General features: G+C 35.5%; 21 protein-coding genes. 5 read left to right on the forward strand and 16 right to left on the reverse strand.

Annotated features, from left to right (window positions below; translation table 11 throughout):
* Positions 1-277 precede the first annotated feature (277 nt).
* The 3 genes from htpG to BT1A1_RS08710 form a co-directional block, all read right to left on the reverse strand.
* Positions 278-2,164, reverse strand: coding sequence for a molecular chaperone HtpG (htpG, locus tag BT1A1_RS08700; RefSeq protein ID WP_034770151.1), 1,887 nt, complete (start codon positions 2,162-2,164; stop codon positions 278-280).
* 105 nt (positions 2,165-2,269) lie between these two features.
* The gene (locus BT1A1_RS08705; protein ID WP_034770154.1) at positions 2,270-2,827 is read right to left on the reverse strand and encodes a GNAT family N-acetyltransferase; all 558 of its coding nucleotides are present in this window, start codon (positions 2,825-2,827) and stop codon (positions 2,270-2,272) included.
* Positions 2,828-2,841: 14 nt separating this feature from the next.
* The gene (locus BT1A1_RS08710; protein ID WP_034770155.1) at positions 2,842-3,603 is read right to left on the reverse strand and encodes an NRDE family protein; all 762 of its coding nucleotides are present in this window, start codon (positions 3,601-3,603) and stop codon (positions 2,842-2,844) included.
* A gap of 270 nt (positions 3,604-3,873) precedes the next feature.
* Here BT1A1_RS08710 and BT1A1_RS08715 point away from each other — a divergent pair, with 270 nt between their 5' ends.
* Positions 3,874-4,587, forward strand: coding sequence for an NAD-dependent protein deacylase (locus BT1A1_RS08715; protein WP_034770158.1), 714 nt, complete (start codon positions 3,874-3,876; stop codon positions 4,585-4,587).
* A gap of 171 nt (positions 4,588-4,758) precedes the next feature.
* Here the strand turns inward: BT1A1_RS08715 and BT1A1_RS08720 are convergent, their stop codons facing one another.
* From BT1A1_RS08720 to BT1A1_RS08740, 6 genes are read right to left on the reverse strand one after another with little or no spacing between them, the layout of a single operon-like run.
* On the reverse strand, positions 4,759-5,541 hold the full coding sequence (locus BT1A1_RS08720) for an aldehyde dehydrogenase family protein (protein ID WP_051989075.1): 783 nt from the start codon (positions 5,539-5,541) through the stop codon (positions 4,759-4,761).
* The gene (locus BT1A1_RS19310; RefSeq protein ID WP_051989076.1) at positions 5,538-6,026 is read right to left on the reverse strand and encodes an SDR family oxidoreductase; all 489 of its coding nucleotides are present in this window, start codon (positions 6,024-6,026) and stop codon (positions 5,538-5,540) included. The genes BT1A1_RS08720 and BT1A1_RS19310 overlap by 4 nt, the downstream gene beginning before the upstream one ends.
* 33 nt (positions 6,027-6,059) lie before the next feature.
* Positions 6,060-6,650: an AMP-binding protein gene (locus tag BT1A1_RS08730; RefSeq protein ID WP_034770162.1), complete on the reverse strand. Its 591-nt coding sequence runs from the start codon at positions 6,648-6,650 to the stop codon at positions 6,060-6,062.
* Positions 6,610-6,771, reverse strand: coding sequence for a hypothetical protein (locus BT1A1_RS18655; protein ID WP_156103206.1), 162 nt, complete (start codon positions 6,769-6,771; stop codon positions 6,610-6,612). The genes BT1A1_RS08730 and BT1A1_RS18655 overlap by 41 nt, the downstream gene beginning before the upstream one ends.
* A gap of 51 nt (positions 6,772-6,822) precedes the next feature.
* On the reverse strand, positions 6,823-7,125 hold the full coding sequence (locus BT1A1_RS08735; protein ID WP_034770164.1) for a hypothetical protein: 303 nt from the start codon (positions 7,123-7,125) through the stop codon (positions 6,823-6,825).
* A 15-nt stretch (positions 7,126-7,140) separates the two neighbouring features.
* Positions 7,141-8,400 (reverse strand): MFS transporter, encoded by a 1,260-nt coding sequence (locus tag BT1A1_RS08740; protein WP_034770166.1) that lies wholly within the window; start codon positions 8,398-8,400, stop codon positions 7,141-7,143.
* Positions 8,401-8,573: 173 nt separating this feature from the next.
* Here BT1A1_RS08740 and BT1A1_RS08745 point away from each other — a divergent pair, with 173 nt between their 5' ends.
* Genes BT1A1_RS08745 through BT1A1_RS08755 form a run of 3 tightly spaced genes read left to right on the forward strand, consistent with a single transcriptional unit; the run spans position 8,574 to position 10,582 of the window.
* The gene (locus BT1A1_RS08745) at positions 8,574-9,323 is read left to right on the forward strand and encodes a phosphosulfolactate synthase (RefSeq protein WP_034770169.1); all 750 of its coding nucleotides are present in this window, start codon (positions 8,574-8,576) and stop codon (positions 9,321-9,323) included.
* Position 9,324: 1 nt separating this feature from the next.
* Positions 9,325-9,870: a histidine phosphatase family protein gene (locus tag BT1A1_RS08750; RefSeq protein WP_034770171.1), complete on the forward strand. Its 546-nt coding sequence runs from the start codon at positions 9,325-9,327 to the stop codon at positions 9,868-9,870.
* A gap of 1 nt (position 9,871) precedes the next feature.
* Positions 9,872-10,582, forward strand: coding sequence for a phosphoadenylyl-sulfate reductase (locus BT1A1_RS08755; RefSeq protein ID WP_269147492.1), 711 nt, complete (start codon positions 9,872-9,874; stop codon positions 10,580-10,582).
* A 237-nt stretch (positions 10,583-10,819) separates the two neighbouring features.
* Here the strand turns inward: BT1A1_RS08755 and BT1A1_RS08760 are convergent, their stop codons facing one another.
* On the reverse strand, positions 10,820-11,437 hold the full coding sequence (locus BT1A1_RS08760) for a YitT family protein (RefSeq protein ID WP_034770175.1): 618 nt from the start codon (positions 11,435-11,437) through the stop codon (positions 10,820-10,822).
* A gap of 274 nt (positions 11,438-11,711) precedes the next feature.
* Between BT1A1_RS08760 and BT1A1_RS08765 the strand changes: the two genes are divergently transcribed.
* Positions 11,712-11,939 carry a hypothetical protein gene (locus BT1A1_RS08765; protein WP_034770178.1) on the forward strand — a complete coding sequence of 76 codons (228 nt, stop codon included), beginning with the start codon at positions 11,712-11,714 and terminating at the stop codon, positions 11,937-11,939.
* A 183-nt stretch (positions 11,940-12,122) separates the two neighbouring features.
* Here the strand turns inward: BT1A1_RS08765 and BT1A1_RS08770 are convergent, their stop codons facing one another.
* The 6 genes from BT1A1_RS08770 to BT1A1_RS08795 all read right to left on the reverse strand — a co-directional run bounded on the left by BT1A1_RS08770 (position 12,123) and on the right by BT1A1_RS08795 (position 19,163).
* Positions 12,123-12,905, reverse strand: a complete 783-nt coding sequence (locus BT1A1_RS08770; RefSeq protein ID WP_034770180.1) for an SDR family NAD(P)-dependent oxidoreductase — start codon at positions 12,903-12,905, stop codon at positions 12,123-12,125.
* A gap of 20 nt (positions 12,906-12,925) precedes the next feature.
* Entirely contained in the window at positions 12,926-13,684 is a 759-nt protein-coding gene (locus tag BT1A1_RS08775; protein WP_034770185.1) for a GNAT family N-acetyltransferase, read from the reverse strand.
* Positions 13,685-13,862: 178 nt separating this feature from the next.
* A complete protein-coding gene (locus tag BT1A1_RS08780; protein ID WP_034770187.1) occupies positions 13,863-15,809 on the reverse strand; it encodes a lipoteichoic acid synthase in 1,947 nt (648 codons plus the stop codon).
* Positions 15,810-16,981: 1,172 nt separating this feature from the next.
* The gene (locus BT1A1_RS08785) at positions 16,982-17,323 is read right to left on the reverse strand and encodes a hypothetical protein (RefSeq protein ID WP_034770189.1); all 342 of its coding nucleotides are present in this window, start codon (positions 17,321-17,323) and stop codon (positions 16,982-16,984) included.
* Between the two features lie 833 nt (positions 17,324-18,156).
* Positions 18,157-18,723: a GNAT family N-acetyltransferase gene (locus BT1A1_RS08790; RefSeq protein WP_034770191.1), complete on the reverse strand. Its 567-nt coding sequence runs from the start codon at positions 18,721-18,723 to the stop codon at positions 18,157-18,159.
* Between the two features lie 11 nt (positions 18,724-18,734).
* Positions 18,735-19,163, reverse strand: coding sequence for a GNAT family N-acetyltransferase (locus tag BT1A1_RS08795; RefSeq protein ID WP_034770195.1), 429 nt, complete (start codon positions 19,161-19,163; stop codon positions 18,735-18,737).
* Positions 19,164-19,185: the final 22 nt, after the last annotated feature.

Genomic DNA, 19,185 nt, shown 5'->3' on the forward strand with positions numbered 1-19,185 from the left:
TGTGGTTTTTGTTTTAGTTACTTTAACTTTAACAAAAATGGACTCTTTTTTCATTTTTTTCGTGCAGTACAATAAAGCTGAAAAGGCTTGGTAAACCAGAAGTTATAATAAGTTTCTGATTTTCTGTGAATAATTCAGGATATATAATGAATTTATAAGAGAATAGAGAAATTGGCAATGAAACTGATAACATTTGTCGAAGTATTTTCACTATAGCCGAGATATTATGAAAAAAAAAGAAGTGCTAGCCACTAGCTAACACTTTCTTTTCATGTATTTACACCATAACTTTACATATATCATTTGTAAATGCGACTGGATCTTCAATCGGAAGACCTTCGATTAATAATGCTTGGTTATATAATAGTTTTGTGTAAAGCTTGAGTTTTTCTTTATCAATATTGAATGCGTCTTGCAATGATTTGAATACATCGTGATGGGTATTGATTTCAAGTACCTTTTCGGCAGTTACTTTTTGTCCGTTCGGGTTTGGCATGGCATTCAATACTTTTTCCATTTCAATAGTAATTTCACCCTCAGTTGATAAGCAAACAGGGTGCGTTTTTAACCGTTTGGAAGCTTTTACTTTCTTTATTTTCCCATCCAGGACGCCGGCCATATAATCAAACAGTTCCTGATATTCTTTTTCTTCCGCTTCTGTTTCTTTTTCGTTCTCACCGCCATCAATACCAAGGTCGCTGTCAGATACTGATTTAAATTCTTTCTCTTTGTATTTTAACAGCATTTTAATTGCAAATTCATCCACATCATCGGTGAAGTAAAGAATTTCATATCCTTTATCCGCTACAAGCTCTGTTTGAGGAAGTTTATCAATTCGTTCAATTGAATCACCAGTTGCATAATAAATATATTTTTGGCCTTCTGGCATGCGATCCACATATTCAGCAAGTGTAACTAGCTTTTTCTCTTTGGAAGAGTAGAATAGTAGTAAATCTTGCAATACTTCTTTATTAGCACCAAAATCACTATAGACACCAAATTTTAATTGTCGGCCGAATGCTTCATAAAATTTTTCATAGTTTTCACGATCATTCTTTAACAAATTCTCTAGTTCCCGTTTGATTTTGCTTTTAATATTTTTCGCAATGACTTTTAATTGCCGATCATGTTGCAGCATCTCACGAGAAATATTTAGTGATAAGTCTTCTGAATCGACCATCCCTTTGACGAAACTAAAATAGTCCGGAAGTAGATCGGCACATTTATTCATAATCAACACACCGTTTGAGTACAGTTCCAGCCCTTTTTCATAGTCGGGTGTATAAAAATCATAAGGTGCCCGTTCAGGGATATAAAGAATGGCATTATAGCGCACAGTACCGTCAACACGAATGTGAATATGTTTCAACGGTTTATCGAAACCGTACCGTTTTTCATTGTAAAAATTGATATAATCTTCATCGGTCAGTTCGCTTTTATTCTTCTTCCAAATTGGAACCATGCTGTTAATCGTTTCTTCTTCCTTGTAATCAACGTATTCGCCATTGTCATCGTCTTTCGGTTTGGAATGGGTGACTTCCATCTTAATTGGATAGCGGATGAAATCAGAATACTTCTTAATGATTTCTTTCAAACGCCATTCATCTAAAAATTCATCGTAGGATTCGTCTTCAGTATTTTCTTTTAATGTTAAAACGATTTCTGTTCCGACATCCCCTTTTTCTGCCGGTTCAATCGTGTATCCATCAGCTCCACGAGATTCCCATTTAAAAGCTTGTTCAGAACCTAGTGCGCGGCTTGTTACAGTTACGACATCTGCTACCATAAAGGCTGCGTAAAAGCCGACACCGAATTGCCCAATAATATCATAACCATCTTTAATTTCATTTTCCTTTTTAAAAGCAAGAGAACCACTCTTCGCAATGGTGCCTAAGTTGGATTCGAGTTCTTCCTTTGTCATTCCAATCCCAGTATCAATCACCGTTAAAGTCCGATTATCTTTATTCGGTATGATTCTTATGTAGTAATTGTCTTTATCAAAAGTAAGTGCGTCATCCGTCAGTGCTTTATAGTAGATTTTATCAATCGCATCACTGGCATTGGAAATCAATTCACGCAAGAAAACTTCTTTTTTTGTATAAATAGAGTTGATCATCATTTCTAACAGTCGTTTTGATTCGGCTTGAAATTGTTTTTTCTCCATCCTTACAATCTCCTTTCTATCTTACGTATTTCCTCTATTATTTTAGCACTCTTCTGTTGAAAGTGCTAATCAACATTATTTTAATATCATAGAATTTTTTATATGTCAATGAACTTCCTTTACTAGGTAATCGTAATCATGATGGTGAATGGAAATCGACTTTTTATAAATAAATCCGATTCGTTCATATAATTTCCGGGCTTGCTTGTTATTGACATCAACTACAAGTGAAATGGTGCGATATCCTGCTTTTTTTCCTTTTGTAATGGCTGCTTTTAATAAGCTTGTTCCGATTCCATGATTGCGAAAGCTGGAATGGACACTAACGGTATCTATATAGTAATCTGTTTCATCGGTTTCCTTATCAATTACAGGTGCATAACCTTTTTTTGCAAGTAAATAAGATTTGATCGCTTCATCGAATTTCTCTGCGTATTTGCCTGGATAGCTTACGACAATCCCCGCTATTTGCCCCTCGTCTTCTGCAATAAGACAATTTTTATAGCTAATTCGATTTCCTTCCGAAGAAAATAATATTTCCAGTTCAGCCAAAACTTTTTGATATTCAGTCTCTGCTGTTAATACATGCGCAATATCATGAATTGCTTGATATATTAGTGAAGCTGCATCTTTTTTATCTTGTTTCAATGCTTGTCTAATCATTGTTTGTCTCCTACTCACTTTCCGTAATAAAATTGAAACTGCTTTGCTTTTTTTCGCTCCGGTTGATAAATTTTTTCAACGTATTGAACTTGATTTTCCGACATAAGCATAACCGTTGAACTTCTCGTTCCATAATTCGCACTTTTAATAAAAAGTGGAGATAGCATTCTTTCCATCTCAATCGGTACACCGGTTTTAGGTAATCGATCATCCGAGTACGTCTCTGTGTTTAATAGTAGCGTAAATAAATTTTCAATCGGTTTTATCGCATCTTTTTCAATTAACTGTCTTAACCTTTCCATCCCAACTTCTACCTTTGGCCAAGGTGTATTGAGCAAGTGATTACTTAATCCGTAAATTCCCGGTACCAGCTTGCGAATCTTCCCTTCTTTATTAGAAAAGTAATACAGACTATCTTTATCCCCTACAATCAAGTTAAAACCGGGATATTTATCGGCTTCAGACTGAACGGTTTTGACGTAATCCACTATGGACTCTTTATCAATCAGTGCTTTTGCGACAAGTTCACCCCTGGATCGTTTACCACTCACATCTTCACTCGGATCGCGGTAATTTGTCAATGCTGCAAACCGTCCGTTTTTTGTAACCCCCATCCATGTTCCCATTTTTTCAAGATCCCGGCCAGCTAAAATTTCTGGTTCATCTTCCCAGTAATGAACCGAAGCTGTTTTGCGGTTAAAAAATTCATCCCGGTTGGCTGCAACAATGAGCGGATATTGCGAATGTACTTTATAAGCAAATAAAATTAAACACATATTTTCCCCTTCTCTACAATAATTTGAAAAACCCCACCGTTTTCTTTATACAAAATCTTTCCATTTTCCCTGGCAAACTTAAAGACAAATTCATAGTTGACCAAGGGGTACTGAAAAATTATTCGAAATAATTCCACATCTGCAATATATAGTTGGTTTAACCACAAATTAGTTGACCGATCAATCGATATGTATATTTTCTAACTCCTTATTATTATTGTATAATAAAAAGGAGGAGTTTGTTAGTAACAAAAAGGAGTGCGGTTTTGCATGCTACAAGATTGGTTAATGTCTTCACAGTATACGGTTGTCTTTACCGGCGCAGGTATGTCTACCGAAAGTGGGTTACCCGATTTTCGTTCAAGTAATAATGGACTTTGGCGAAAAAATAATTCGAGCCAAATCGCCAGTACAAAAGCGCTTAATGAAAATGTTAAAGAATTTACAGCCTTTTATCGTGAACGGGTACTCGGTGTAAAAGAGTTTGGACCCCATAAAGGTCATTATATTTTAGCAAAATGGGAACAACAGGGGATTATTCGATCCATTATTACACAAAATGTTGACGGTTTCCACCAAGAAGCGGGCAGCACTCGTGTAGCCGAATTACATGGAACACTTCAAAAACTGCACTGTCAAAAATGTGGAAGAGAATATAGCAGTGAAAACTATGTGAACAAAGATTATTATTGTGAATGCGGCGGCGTGTTACGTCCAAATATCGTATTATTTGGTGAAGTATTGCCGCAAGATGCTTTTCAACTTGCCATGGAGGAAACAGAGAAAGCAGACTTGTTTATCGTTTTAGGTTCTTCTTTAACTGTTACGCCAGCCAACCAATTTCCTTTAATTGCCAAAGGGAGCGGTGCGAAATTAGTGATTGTGAACATGGAACCTACCCCATATGATAAGTTTGCCGATCAAGTGATTCATGATAAAAAGATCGGGGAAATACTTACAGAACTTGATCAAAAGATACAATAATCATTCTCTTGTTTCAAAACTACATTTTGGTTCAATCAGTAAGGATTTTTCCATCCCACTGATTGAACGCTCGACTTGTCTCTTTTTGAATGACTAAAATTCTGTTTACCAATCTCATCTGGAAAACTGAATATATGAATCTATATAAACATTAACATGATAAGAACTGAATTATTTTTTTAAAAGCTTCAAATAACTACGTAGAAATTGAATCCATTTCTTTCGCTCATGAAAATAACTTTGGAATAATTTGAGAAACGCTGCGTACTTTCCTTTATATGGATACCATTGAATTTCTTTATTACGCTTGCCTCTGTCTAAAATAATGGCTTTTTCATGGCAAAAAATCTTTAATCCTTCTTCACTGTGGTAACGACCTATACCGCTATCTTTTGTTCCGCCAAACGGTAAATAATGATTGGCTACGGAGACTAATACCTCGTTTACCGTTACAGCTCCTGACACGAGTCGACTGGCTACCCGCCTTGCTTTTTTTAAATCAGATGTCCAAACGCTGGCATTTAATCCGTAATTGGACTCGTTAGCCAACTTAATTACCTCTTCTTCCGTTTTAAATGGGATGATCGGCATCACCGGGCCAAACGTTTCATCCCAAACGACTTCCATATCTTGCTTAAGATTGGCTAAGATGATCGGCTGAATAAACATGGAATCATCCCATTTATCAGGTGGAGAGCCCGAAACTAACACAGCTCCTTTCTCCAATGCATCTTTTACATGGTGTTTCACGATTTCTTTTTGCTTTGGAAAAGTCATCGACCCGATATCACTGTCTTCATTGGTACCTTGAATAAGTTTTTCTGTTTCTTCCTTTACTATATTTAAAAAATCATCGTATATCGATTCCTCTACATAAATTCGTTCCGCACTCATACATACTTGCCCTGAATTCGTAAAAGCACCCCATACCGCACCTTTTGCCGCCCGTTTCAAATTTGCATCTTTAAACCGGGTGGACGGATCAATTCGTCTTCCTTTAGTATACCTGTTCTTGTCCCTGCAATATAGGCCGTACTGAAATAGGTATATCGTTTTAATTTTTGAAGTTTCTGTACCCATTCATTGACATTTCTCGTCCCGTCTACGTTGACCCGATAAGCAATATCCCTTGGTACCGCCAAATCGTAAATAGCAGCGAGATGAAATACATGGGTTACAGATGTCTCAAGCTCTCTATTTATTTTTTCGTTAATTCCTAAATGAACTTTCGTAATATCGCCTTCTATAATCGATATTTTACCATCCGGGAGCGAATATTGTTCATTGAATTGATTGATTCTCACTTTTGCTTGATGTTTCATGGTCGGAAGAACGAGCACATATATTTTTTCAACATTATCATATTTCGTTAAAATCCCGTGAATTAATTGATTAGCAATAAAACCCGGAAAACCGGTAAAAAAATAAACCTGACTCACCCTTTCACCTCCATAGCCATATTTTTCATCCCCTTAAGCGGTAAATACTTTTACATTTTTCTTATCTTTATCTTCTTCATCGTAAGCCTTTTCGATTGCATCCCGATACTTGTTTTCAACCACTTTATATCGGACGGATAGCTTCGGTGTAATTTCACCGCTCTCAACAGTCCATTCATCTTCCACGATAATGATCCGCTTTGGTTTTTCATATTCGGCAAATTGTTGAATCGCTTGTTCTACTTCACTTATTAATAAATGTTGTACCTTTTCATCACGGACAATTTCATTATAAAACTTTCCCTGAATGCCATGTCGCTCCATCCATGGGATTAACTGTTCATAATCAGGTTTTATTAAAGCCACCACAAATTTTCGCTTGTCACCTACAACTAAAGCATATTCGATAAAAGCACTTTCACAAATGGCATTTTCAATTGGCTGTGGAGCGACGTTTTTACCGGTTGATAAAACAAGAATTCTCTTTTTCCGATCAACAATTTTCAAATAACCATCTTCATCCCATTCTCCGAGATCTCCGGTTTTAAACCAATCACCATCAAAGGTTTCTCTTGTTGCTTCTTCATTTTTGATAAGTACCGCCGTCTTCTCCTTGTAAGGCAAATTGATACACACCTTCTTTTCCTTTTGTTATACTCGGATCATGTTTTAATGCCGCATCAATCATTTCAAACTGATCAAACAGGTCTTGGTCTTTACGGACATCATATAGATAAAGAGGCAATGGTTTTACTTTTCCTCAAGTCAGAGAAAACTTTTCTGCCGGGGATTACATTCATGATTTTTTCTCTTCTTCCTTTTCATTTTCTGCATCATTTAAGCTGATTTTTTCACAACCGACATAAAGACAAGAATACACTTCTAAATCCGGTTTTGCCTTAGCCAGCCCTTTTACGTATGGATAAACAATATCCTTAAAGTTCTCGCTTACTCCTTCTTCTTCCAATATCCCGTATACATAAAGTTTTTTTTCATCAAACAGTAATGCCACATTGCCAAGTGCCTTCTCTTGTCCATTTACCACATTTAAAATTTGAAATTGAGGTGTAATAACTTCAGGTGAAAAATAAATTTCCAATATGATCTTCTCCTTTTACGTATATTGCAATTTTTCAAATAAACTATCTTCATTTGCTTTATTTTTATTCTGTCCTTCCTCTTTCTTGCCAACCTTAATAAAGAATAGACTTAGCAGACAAACAAACAGTGTTAATCCTGCAGTGGTCAAAAACATACCGGTCCTTGACCAATCCATTAATGTACTATAGATCGGCGGACCTATGGCAACACCTAAAAATCGAACGGAGCCATAAATGGACGTGACAAACCCGCGTTTTTCGGTAGAGACACTGCCGGTGATAAAACTGTTAATACAAGGAAGAGCCAAGCCTGTCCCGACACTACTCACAACTAAAACCGCAAAAAACGGAATCAATTGTTTAAAAAATACAAGCGATGCAAATGAAATTGTCATGAGCAAAAGTCCAATTACAATAAGTTTTTTCATGAGTTTCATGTTCTTTCCTATTTTGGTTCCGGTAATATAGGAAGTTGTTGTCATGAACAAAAGAGGAACTGCCAAAATCCCGCCCTTTAAAACACCATCAATTTTGTAATCCTTCTCCAACACATCAGATATGTAAAAAAGGATACCGAATAAAGTAAATAGACATGTCGCCCCGGTTAAATAGGCAACAGACAACCACCTTCCTTCTGATTTAAAAACTGAAACCAATCCTTTTACATACTGACCAACTGGTGGAGGTTCAGCCTTTTTTTTCTTTTCCTTAATAAAAAAGATGGTTAATAAGATCGAGATCAGACAAAAAAGGGGAAATGCAAAAAAGGCCGCATACCAAACGATTAAGGCGAGTAAAGAACCGATAATCGGACTAATTACTTTTCCAAACCCGTTTGAAGCTTCAACAAGTCCTAAAACTTTACTTTGTTCCCCGCCTTTAAATAAATCTCCCGCCAAAGCCATTGCCATGGAAGTTGTCCCGGCTGCACCAATCCCTTGCATGATTCTTCCTGCGAGCACCCATGTATAGGCGCTATCAAACCATGCAGATGCTGCACCCGCCAGTAAGCCTCCTAACCCGTATAATGTTAACGACGGGATAACAACAGCTTTTCTGGAAAAACGGTCCGATAAATAACCTAAAATCGGAATCATGATCGCTGCTGAAATAGAAAAGGCAGTAATAACTAAACTTGTTTGAAATTGGCTAATATCGAGTTCAGATTTCATTTTCGGCAAGATCGGAATTAACATTGAATTTCCTAAGACAAGAATTAAAGGAATCGATCCAATGGCTGTTATCGTTAATCCCTTATGTTTTTGCTTTGACAAGGATACTCCTCCTGACACTAAAGTTAATGCAAACATATTGTTCGAAGTTTCCACCCAATTTATACAGCAGAGATTCATTATAACTCTGCCCAATTTTTGAGAAAATCACCCAATGTGTAAACATTCGCCTAAAATTTGAATAAATTATCTTTAGAAAAGTGAGGTGTCAAAATATGAATTTCCTATCTATTCCGAAGAGAAAGACGGGTAATCGTGTATGCGGAATTACTTCCGTCATTGATTTGGGGATTCCACTTGGCGTATTACAATCGATTCTTGAGGATTATAGTCCATATATTGATTTTGCTAAAATCGGGATCGGTACGGCCTATGTAACGCCCCGCTTACAAGAGAAAATAAATTTGTACAAAGCTTATCATGTCAAACCGTTCTTCGGAGGGACATTTTTTGAAAAATGCTATCATCAGAATAAACTGAAAGAATACGTTCAGACTTTAAACGAATTTGAAATAGAATGGATCGAAATATCGACAGGGACTTTAGATATACCTCTTGAAGAACGATTGCAATTAATTTCGATGTTAAAAAATGATTTTCATTGCTTGGCTGAGGTTGGCTCAAAAGATAATTCATTCGATATGCCTGTTGATGATTGGAAACAGGAAATAAAGTTATTACTTGAAGCCGGAAGTACCTACTGTATTACAGAAGGTAGAGATTCCGGGACATCCGGTATTTATGAAAAAAATGGTGAGATCAAATCCAATTTAATTCATGAACTAATAAAAGACATTGATGTCAATAAAATTATTTTCGAAGCACCGACACCGAGACACCATATGTTTTTTATTAACGAATTCGGTGCGAATGTCAATTTAGGGAATATAAAACTTACCGATGTACTTGCTCTCGAAGCTGAACGATGCGGTCTTCGCAGTGAATCATTTTTTATGGAGGGATAGGATGCTTTTATCTTTAGTCCGTCACTTGCCAACCGAATGGAATAAAAAACAATTACTACAAGGGAAAAGAGATATCCCTCTTTTACCGGTCACTGAAGAAACGATAACTTCCATTCAAAGGAATTTGGAAAAGTTAAAAAAACAGCCGTCCTTCGATATTGCCTTAGCAAGTACATTACAACGAACCCAACAGACAGCAGCCTTATATGGCATCCAACCGGAAATCGACGGACTACTAGATGAACTCGATTTCGGCCCATTCGAGGGAAAAACAAAAGCTACCTTATTTCGCCAAGATGGTGAAAACTGGTTGGCTGATCCGCAAAAATCAATTTTAAGAACGAATATTGAAGACTTGGAAGAAAGAATTAAACTTTTTTTAGAAAAATATAAAAAGTATCATCATGTATTAGTGTTTGGACACGGTTCCTGGATTAGGGCAATGCTTTCCTATGTTCAATTTGGCAACCTCAAGCAAATGAACAGGTTAACTGTAGAAAATAATATGTTAATCCAAATATTAGTAAATGGCAAAGGAGAATGTTAGATTGAATCATTTTTTGACATATGAAAATTGGGATGAAGATGAAGCAACGGCCATCATGGATGAAGAAAGAGATTATTTTGGAATATTAAAGTGGGCATATTCCCAGTATAATGACAAAATTATTTATGCCTGCAGTTTCGGTGCTGAAGGAATTGTATTGATTGATTTAATCAGCAAAATTAAAAAAGATGCCAAGATCATTTTTTTGGACACAGATTTACATTTTCAAGAAACATATGATTTAATTGAAGAAGTAAAAAAGCGTTATCCTTCATTGCAAGTGAAAATGGTTCGACCGAAGTTAACGCCTCTTGAACAAAAAGATCGGTATGGTGACGAACTATGGACGCGGGAACCAAACCTTTGTTGTTATTTGCGAAAAATTGCTCCGCTTGAAGAGGCTTTAAAAGATTCAGTTGCCTGGATTTCCGGACTTCGACGCGAACAATCCCCATTAAGAAAAAATACACAATATATTAATCTAGACCACAAATTTAAAAAAATAAAAATTTGCCCGCTCATTCACTGGACTTGGGATGAAATCATGACATACATTGAATTAAATAACCTTCCATATAATCCACTCCATGACCAAGGCTATCCGAGCATTGGTTGTGCCCCGTGTACGAGACCGATCAAAGAAAATGAAGACTTTCGTGCAGGAAGATGGTCCGGCATGGCAAAAACCGAATGCGGACTACATGTGAATTAACACCCTGTATCAATCGGTATTACTTTATAATGCTTAATAAAATAAGATGACGAAACCAATCTATGTCCAAGGACAAGAACGAAGAACACGATTATCGTTAGTTAAAACCAATTGGATATATACGGGCAGCCCGTCCTCCAACTATCTTCTTTGTTGAATCTCTTGATTGCCGTTAAGATGAAATAAAGGAAACTTGTCGTCATGAAACACACACTGGTCAGGACGTCCAAGTTTCCTTTATTTTCTTCTCCATGACAAGGATAAAGAAGGAATTTTAGGGACTTCCAATACATAAATATAATCAATCACCCGTGTTGAAAGAAACTGACAAATAATAGCAAATAGAATGATTTTATAATCAATGACAACAGAAGTAAGGAGAAAAATACACAAATTAATCCAAAACATGACCACCCCTGGATTCCAGTTTCTAATTCTCGCAATCATTAACGACGGAATGACCATGCCTCCGCTCGATGAACCAACCCGAATCAAAGTTCCGACACCAATTCCGTAAAAAATACTTCCCAACAACAGATCAAGGCCGATATGTATATGTGTCAAAAACACATTTTCGGTCATATAACTGACTGTTAATGAAGTTGTTGCCACCGATAAAATCGTCTTAATAGTCCAAGTAAAACCGAAATAATTCAGGGCAAAAATTAAAAAAACAGCATTTGCAATCCATAAAGCAAATCCTAAAGGAAAATGAAAAAAATGATTAAGCAGAATCGCTAATCCAGCACCGCCGCCAGAAGGAATATTATGGGGAAATAAAAATAAAGACATTGCCAAGCCTTGAATTACTGCTCCGAAGAATAACAATATGTAAATAATGATTTGTTTTACCATATGATCTTTCCCTTTTTTATCTGATATGCCACATGAATCCCCCCGTTTCCCCTTCTTGTCCATTTTATGAAAAATCGAGTCAGATTATGATTAGGAACAATTCAATTTCCCACTTCTATTTAGGAACCGTTATCATTCACTATGTCCTAAAATGTCATCAATGGGACGTACGGACGCACAACCATTATGTGTCAAAATCTTTCTAATCACTATTTCTCTATTCTTATCATTCATGTAAAATAAAAAGAAAGGAAATACATAGGAGGAGCTTGAAATGGAAGATATCATTGCAACTATTATGATGTTTTCAATACCCATTATCGCAATTGTAACATCACATCTCCGAAAACAGTCTGCAATTAAACAAAAATTAGTTAAAGAGGAAATTGAGTTGGAAAAATTAAAACAGGAAAATTATTTACTGGAGACTGAGAAGCTAAGACTGGAATTAGAAAAAATGCAAAAAATCGATTTTAAGGATGATAAAACGAATTCATTATAACTGTGCTCAATAATTAGGAGGAAAAAGTTAAAAGAAGTGCATTTTTGGAGTATCGAGCCTATACTGTTTTATATGTGAAGATTGGAACAGCAATTTGTAAAAAGTCGAAAGCTATTTTTTTCTTGACAGGTAACGAGGACCGAATTTGTATCCGGTCCTCGATTTACACCATATGTCGAAAACTTACAGTACCCCTGCACTGCCACCGTCAATATTAACAGAAGTTCCCGTCACATAGGAAGCTGCATCGGAGACTAAAAAAGTTATTACTTTCGCTGCTTCTTCCGGTTCGCCAATTCGTCCCAGTGGGATATGTTTTCCGGTTTCTTTGGAATATTCATCCCAGGTTAAATCAGGTCTTTGTTTTTGCCAAATTTTTTCGATCTGATCGCTCCGAACTAAGCCGATACATACGGTGTTGACTCGGATATGATCAGAGCCTAGATCTTTACTCATTGCTTTTGTCAATGCCATGCCCGCTGCACGGCTGACACTTGTTGGTAAAGATGACGCACCTGGAGTCTTGGCAAGAGCAGCAGTCACGTTAACAATGGCACCATGCCCACTCTTTCGCATATATGGAATAGCAAAGCGTGAACAATGGATCGCACCAAACAATTTTAAATCTAAATCTTGTTGCCATAGTTCTGTCTCAACAGTTTCAAACGGATTTGCTGAACTTGTACCGGCGTTATTTACCAATATATCTAATCCGCCATAAAAATCTGCTGTTGTAGTCACGGCCCGTTTACATTCAGCTTCTTTTCTAACATCTGCCTCTATGATCAATACTTCCTCATTCGTTTGTTCTTTTATTAGCGATTGTGCTTTTTCCAATCCATCTAAATTTCTCGCACATATTGCCACCTTTGCCCCTTCTTTTACAAGTTGGAGTGCTGTGGCAAGCCCAATTCCTTTACTTCCCCCGGTGACTAGAGCAATTTTATCTGTTAGTCCTAATTCCATCTCATCCTCTCCCCCTTCTTTTAACTTTCATAAAATACTTTATATGCCTCATAACGAAAGCCGTAATATTGGTAATTTTGCTTTTGATACATTTCTCTCGGTGTATCTTCCCCTTCTGCGATTAAAATTACCCAATGATCCGGGAAGTGATCCATAACATACTTTTGTAAAGCAGTGCCCACACTTAAGTTTCGGTATCTTTCCATTACTTGCAAGTTATCCAACTCCACTGTTTGGTCACCAATGATACAGTCAACTGTCCCCACCGGTTCTCCTTTATAATAAGCCAATAATTGCAGGAATGAAGAGTCTTCAAAATGTCTTTGATGAATCTTTGCCTTTTGTTTCGCAAATTCTACACCGAATTTTACATCAAAACCAAATTGCAAATCAAGATAATAAGGAAATGTATTCTCATCGACCGCAGTAACAATGACTTCCGGATTTAATAGTCTATATTTAAATTCTTTTGGGCGGATTGCATATAGCTCTGTAAAACTATAAATATATTGCTCTTTTAAAAAATAATCAATAAACTCTTTTGTAGGTTTCTGATTAGGAGGGAAGTAGAACTGAACATGGTTTTGTCCATTTCTCTTATGAAATTCAAGTAAATAATCAGCAGCGTGAGCAAACTCTTGTAATGATGGCATTGATTTAAACTGAATAAAATTTCCGCTGTAATATATTAACATTTCCGGAAAATGAACATGTTTGTATAAATCATTTTCATAAACTACCTGACCATAGTAGTGAATATGGTAATAAGTAATTGTCAATGTGCAACACCCTTTCCACCTGTTAATCGTAAAACAAAAGAAGTCAGGAAAACTTCTGTAAAAGTATGCAAGAAATGAGCCTAAAAAATCATGCTTGGTAAAAAGATTATAACATCCTTTCATAAGCAAAAAAAGAGGTCTGTACGAAAATTAATACAGACCTCTTTTATCGTTTTTATTATTTATCCGATTTTTCTTTACTATAATTAAATTTTGTTCGATCGACTGGTTTAAAACCTTCAGGGGTATAGAACCGCAACAAGTCGCCGTTAACCACCTTATCTGACAGATACAATTTATATTCAACTTCTTCTTTCCATTCGTCAGCCAATTGTTTTTGACTGTCATCGAGTGGAAGACCAGTTGTGGCATCATAATATTTTCCATCAAGTGAATAAATGCTTGGACTTACAAAATCACCGTTTCTAAATGGAACTACTTCATTATGATTTGGAGATAATAAATCTGTACCAAATTGCACAAAATCTTTCGTATCAATTCCTAACAAGTGTAACACTGTTGGAAGTAAATCGATTTGGCCACCATACGTTTGCATGACACCACCTTGCATTCCTGGTACATGGATAAATAACGGTACTCGTTGAAGGTTTGCACTTTCCACTTTATCCACTTCGGTTCCAATGATTTGTGACATGGCTTTATTATGGTTATCAGAAATTCCATAATGGTCACCATACAAAATAATCATTGTATTATCATACAAACCGGATTCCTTGAGATCATTAAATAATTGTGCGATCGCTTCATCTGCATAACGGGCAGTTTGAAAATAATTGTCCACAGTTGAGTCCCCGGTTGAAGCTTTTTCAATTGTCGCTAAATCTTGATCCATATCAAACGGATAATGATTTGATACAGTAATCAACTTTGCATAAAACGGTTCTGGCAAAGTTTTTAATTTATCCATTGACTGTTCAAAGAAAGGTTTATCCATTAAACCATATTCAGCCATATCTTCATCGGAACTGAAATTGTAATAATCTGCATCATAAAATTTATCGAATCCAAACGATTTATAAATTTCATTCCGGTTCCAGAAACTGCCGCCATTACCATGAAACACAGCAGATGTATAACCATATTCTTTCAAAATTGCAGGAGCAGCTTGGTACATATTTCTTCCCTTTGTAATGAAGGCTGATCCTTGTGGCAATCCGAAAATTGAGTTTTCCAACATAAATTCAGCATCAGATGTTTTTCCTTGTGCTGTTTGATGGAAGAAATTATCAAAATATAGTGTATTTGGATCATTCACTAAGGAATTTAAGAACGGTGTGACTTCTTCACCATTCAATTTGTAATTGATCAAAAAGTTTTGGAATGACTCTAAATGGATGTAAAGAACATTCATACCTTTTGCCTTACCAAAATATTCCGGATTTGGCTCAGCATAGTTTGATTTTGTATAGTTAATCACTTCGGTAATATCGTTACTGTCTGCAAGTACTCTTTGTGCAGAAGCTTTTGTACTTTCTACAGCATCATAAATCGTGTAATTGTACATTCCTAAATATTTCACAATATAGTTACGGTCAAAACCACGAGTCAATAATTCCGGGCGGTCTGCTTCGGAAAGACCTAAATTCAAACAAGATATTCCGAGAGCCAACGAAATTAATGCAATTGCTCTTTTTCTGTTGAATTCCGTTGTTTCCTTTACAATTCTCTTTGATGCGCGTAGATAAATAATCGCAACAACATCAACAAAGAATAAAACATCATATGGTCTCAGTAAAGCAATAACACTACCGCCTAAATTCCCGAAATTTTGTGTTTGGAATATTGTCGGCAAAGTAATGAAATCACTAAAGAAACGATAATAAACAACATTTGCATATAAAAGAATGCTCAATAGTGTATAAATAACTACTAACAAAGTATACCTTTTCCGACCTTTAAAAAACATAGCAAACCCTAGAAATAACATTGCAGATCCGAGTGGGTTAATAAATAACAAAAAATGTTGTAAAGCCCCATCCACACCTAAGTCGAATTGTGTCATTTGGGTAATATATGTTTTAATCCAAAGCATCAATACGGCCAAGAAGTAGAAACCGATAAATTTATTGAACAAATTAACATTTTTTCCAAGTAAGTTTTTCATAATTACACCTACCTCTAGTCCATTATTATTACACAAATTTCATTGCTTGTACATGAAAAAGAACCCAATTATTAATTTTTAAATTTGTGAGGTAACCAGTTTTTAAATTTACAAAACGCTACAAACCTTTAACATTACTTAAATAATAATGTTGTAAAATATCCCTATACAAGTATATTACGAAACTTCTATTTGTCAAGTCGACCATTCCACCTGTAGAAACTGTCACGAGAAAAAAGCAACTTACCTGATTTTACAAAATTAAGAAACCTTCTCCTATTAGTATGATACCATAATTTACTAATCTCATCACCTATTTTCGTAAACACCATATTTTGAAGATGTTAAATGAATCACCAATATTTTTTAAATTTGGAAATCGTTCATATTTATATGTTCATTTCTTCCTTTTGTGAATATTAATTTAACCATTTGCACAGGGTCAATATCATCAAAAGATGCAATTTAAGTTGGCATGACTCCTTTAATGCTTGCTATCTTAATTCAAATTCGGCTAAAGAATGCCCTTCCATAACTATAAAAAGAAACTTTTTGCTTTTTTAACTAATTTTAACGTTCCTCCATCATGATTATTACGAAATACTGAAATTATGACAGTATTTATCAAGAAATCAATAAAAAATTGATTTGCCATAAAGTCTCCTTCAATTGCCAATTAGCAGTTAGTATTACAATTACAAAAAATACAAATTTAGTCAACTCGACTAAAGAACTATCCGGAAAGAATAAAATTGTCGAAAAAGGGTGTAATTGATAGAAAAAATGAGTAATTAGGCTGAAATAAGTGATATATTATTCCTATTTCATAAGATGAAAACGAAATCATAAGGAGTCATGAATTTTTTTGGGGTGAGTTTCTTTGTTTGAGGAAATAATCACGAACCATAACGAAGTCCTTATTTCGTGCTCGATAAAGGACTTCGCTATTCGATACCTCGTCAAAAGAAGAAACGACAGATGTAATTACAGCGGGCCTCGGACAGATCATTTAATCGAACAGAAACCATCACCGATTGCAGTTCGTTGTATGAAAGGAAAGCTTGTTTTTAGCAGTCAGCATTGGTTGGTCGTTTGGACTATTTTTTGTCGATAAAATAAATGAAGGTTTCATTACATTTGTTTGTTGTGTAGGTATCATATGGATGACTAATTTACGGATTTTTCTCGCTAATCATTTTTTTAATATTTTCAAGATCTTTCATCGATAAACTGCTCAACAACTGTTTAATTTCCTTCTCGATTTGTTTTCGATTGTTTTCTAGGTAGTGCTCCCACCATTCCCGTAGTCCTTTTGTGTGATTCAATAAATATTCAAGATCAATTTCCTCAATTTCTTCATCTGATAAATAAGATAGAACGGAAGAAAGCATTTGCGATAAATTCTCGACTTCACTTTCTTCTCCTGTGTTATTTTCATTATTTTTCTCAGTTTCATTTTCTGAAGTTAAGTTTTTATTTTTTAATTCATTGATTGGAGTCGGTTTTCTAGGCATTATTTTCCTCCTATATTTTTTAATCTTCATATATTATTCCCATAATTTTGGTTAAAAATATCCTTTATTAGAAAAGTGGATGAAAAGCATAATAAAAAGTGGATCATGATATCGGTTATTATCACGACCCACTTAGTTCAACCTTACAGGAGACCCAACCATACCATACATCCTATTTGTAAAAAGCCACTAATTGTGAACTTTCACATGATTCGGATCGGGTTGTTTACACTTTTTATATAACTTTTCGTTTGCAGCCTATTAAGGTCTGCCATTTGGAAGTGTACCCTTTAGGATGCTTCTCGTCAGCTCCAGATTTAATTTTAATATTTCCAATAGTTTTAATTACTTGACATTCATACCATTGTCTTGAAAAGATTGAATAGAGTTTAACCAATTGATTGTCCAGCCTTCCAAATTTGATGATTCATACTTTAGCGGATTCCTAATTTTGATAAAGGTTCACGACAGATAAATATATTGCATCGATATGCCAGCTAATATACTTATCTTTTTTTCATGAATTATTCCTATTATCCATTGTTAGCGAATCATAAAGTGATCATCTTTCAAATTTTATCGGCTTTCTTCGCTCGGCTGACTCAAATCTTTTTCAATTCTTTAACAGGAAAATTATCGGTGGAATTACCACTTTCATTCCCTTTAAGAAATTTAATACGCCTAGTTTATATTCAACGGAACTAACTAGGATGGTTGAGCCTCCTGCAAGGTTGAAAAATAATTTGTTTCTCTTTTATATTTTTATATTAGCATACCTCTTCAAAAAAGTCTGTGAATAATTTGTTAACGTTTTCATTAAAAATTTGAACGCTTTATGTAGTTCCTTTTTCGACAAATTGTGCCATCAATAAGATATCATCATACGTTTGTTGGTCTATTTTTACTCCCTTTACTTTACAGCCTTCTTCTATAAAGCCAATTTTTTTATACAAAGCAATTGCAGCGGTATTTTTGGCAAATACTTCCAAATATACTTTTTCGATAATGGGATTATCTTCGGCCCAATTAAGAAGTATTTTTAATAAAGCACTTCCTACACCCAAATTTCGATATTCTTGTGCAACTGACATACCGAATTCACCGGTATGGCGTATTTTCCTTTTATTGCCGTTTTGAAAGTTGAGAAATCCGATTATTCTATTGTCCACCTCCGCAACAAGCGCCAACTTCCCTTCACTTTTTAAACAATCTTGTAAAAATTGTTTTTCTTTTTCAACGGTCATCGTGAATTCTGGCTCGGTTGTTAACATAAAAGGGGATTCACGGAAGATCGTTCGAACGTATTGAATGATATTTTTGGCATCACTAGGTAGGGCGGTTCGGACGATAAGTGTTTCCCCCTTCTTCAGAACAAATTTTTGTTGGATAATTTCTGCCATCGAAATTCCTCCTAATCCAGGTTATGCTTGAATACGAAACTTACTTTGTCATAGTTCATTTTGTCGGTATAAAATCGGTGGGCGTTTAATCGCATGAGGCCGGATGAAAGAGCAACTGATGAATATCCATTCGTTCTCGCCCAATCATGAACAAAATTTAATAATTCTTCTCCGTAACCCATCGAACGTTTGACGGAATCTGTTACTAAATCACAAACCCAAACAAATCGCCCGTAATAGAGGGTAATCATTGGCTTAAAACCAGTCACCGCAACAATGTCACCCTGATCATAAAGGGCAAACAGTCGGTAGTGATCCTTCTCCCTTGCTTCAAATACTAAGTCAAGATACGTTTCTTCATCTAAATGGGTTCTTAGTTGTTTCATTACCGGAAATGCTTTTATAATTTCATCCTTTGATTTCAGTTCTTTTATTTCCATATCATATATCCTTCTCCTCAAA

Source organism: Caldibacillus thermoamylovorans, assembly GCF_000751775.1.
Taxonomy (GTDB): Bacteria; Bacillota; Bacilli; order Bacillales; family Caldibacillaceae; genus Caldifermentibacillus; species Caldifermentibacillus hisashii.

Bases quoted from the DNA above. Each gene is read 5' to 3' on its own strand.
- htpG (WP_034770151.1), bottom strand. From the start codon at position 2,164: ATGGAGAAAAAACAATTTCAAGCCGAATCAAAACGACTGTTAGAAATG.
- BT1A1_RS08705 (WP_034770154.1), bottom strand. From the start codon at position 2,827: ATGATTAGACAAGCATTGAAACAAGATAAAAAAGATGCAGCTTCACTA.
- BT1A1_RS08710 (WP_034770155.1), bottom strand. From the start codon at position 3,603: ATGTGTTTAATTTTATTTGCTTATAAAGTACATTCGCAATATCCGCTC.
- BT1A1_RS08715 (WP_034770158.1), top strand. From the start codon at position 3,874: ATGCTACAAGATTGGTTAATGTCTTCACAGTATACGGTTGTCTTTACC.
- BT1A1_RS08745 (WP_034770169.1), top strand. From the start codon at position 8,574: ATGAATTTCCTATCTATTCCGAAGAGAAAGACGGGTAATCGTGTATGC.
- BT1A1_RS08750 (WP_034770171.1), top strand. From the start codon at position 9,325: ATGCTTTTATCTTTAGTCCGTCACTTGCCAACCGAATGGAATAAAAAA.
- BT1A1_RS08760 (WP_034770175.1), bottom strand. From the start codon at position 11,437: ATGGTAAAACAAATCATTATTTACATATTGTTATTCTTCGGAGCAGTA.
- BT1A1_RS08765 (WP_034770178.1), top strand. From the start codon at position 11,712: ATGGAAGATATCATTGCAACTATTATGATGTTTTCAATACCCATTATC.
- BT1A1_RS08770 (WP_034770180.1), bottom strand. From the start codon at position 12,905: ATGGAATTAGGACTAACAGATAAAATTGCTCTAGTCACCGGGGGAAGT.
- BT1A1_RS08780 (WP_034770187.1), bottom strand. From the start codon at position 15,809: ATGAAAAACTTACTTGGAAAAAATGTTAATTTGTTCAATAAATTTATC.
- BT1A1_RS08785 (WP_034770189.1), bottom strand. From the start codon at position 17,323: ATGCCTAGAAAACCGACTCCAATCAATGAATTAAAAAATAAAAACTTA.
- BT1A1_RS08790 (WP_034770191.1), bottom strand. From the start codon at position 18,723: ATGGCAGAAATTATCCAACAAAAATTTGTTCTGAAGAAGGGGGAAACA.
- BT1A1_RS08795 (WP_034770195.1), bottom strand. From the start codon at position 19,163: ATGGAAATAAAAGAACTGAAATCAAAGGATGAAATTATAAAAGCATTT.